This window comes from Oleiphilus sp. HI0117 (assembly GCF_001635235.1).
Map to the genome: position 1 here is coordinate 1 of NZ_LWGA01001453.1, position 850 is coordinate 850.

Annotated in this window: 1 protein-coding gene; it reads left to right on the plus strand. The window is 43.9% G+C overall.

All coding sequences use genetic code 11. The features are described 5' to 3' along the window. Nucleotides 1-850, plus strand: an 850-nt coding sequence (gene murF / locus A3757_RS24320; RefSeq protein ID WP_156506559.1) for a UDP-N-acetylmuramoyl-tripeptide--D-alanyl-D-alanine ligase, incomplete at both ends; no start/stop codon positions are given.

Below are 850 nucleotides of genomic sequence, written 5' to 3' on the forward strand. Positions count from 1 at the left end.
GATTTAGCAAGTGTATCGCAGTATATCGAAGATGAGGGGATGACAGCCAAACAGATTTCATATTTACAAGTTAACGATACTGACAAAGCGCTTGCTTCAATTGCTTCACTTAATCGACAGAGGTTTTGCGGAAAGTTAGTTGGTTTGACGGGGTCAGCAGGCAAAACCAGTACTAAGAATATGTTGAAAGCTGTTTTATCAGAATACGGCAAGACCGCGGCAACGAAGGGTAATTTCAATAACGAAGTGGGTGTGCCGTTAACTTTGTTAGACATAAATGCTGAACACCAGTTTTCAGTTGTGGAAATGGGAGCGAGAGCGAAAGGTGATATTGCCTATCTAAGCAATATGGCCCGACCAGATGTTGCAATGGTTTTGAATGCTGGCAGCGCTCACATTGAAGTATTTGGTGATTACGAAGCGATCGTCGAAGGCAAAGGAGAAATTTATGACTCCTTAAGCGCTGACGGCGTTGGAATAATAAACTTCGATGACCCAGCCTATATGACTTGGTTAGAGCGCTCGGGAGGAAGGCAAAGTTTGTCTTTCTCACAGGAAAGTGAAAATGCTGATGTCTTTGCAAGTGATGTTGAATGTGAAGCCGAAGGAAGCTGCTTTACATTGAATTATCACGAAGAGAGCGTAAGGGTTGGTTTACCTGTGCCAGGTTTGCATCAAATCCAAAATGCTCTCGCAGCAGCGACTGCTGCAATTGCTGTTGGATGCGACTTGGAAGGTGTAGCAAAAGGCTTGGCAAAGGTTGAGTCGACAGAAGGGCGTATGAATACAGCTGTCATTAATGATATCACTTTATTAGACGACAGTTACAACGCAAATCCGGCTTCGATGA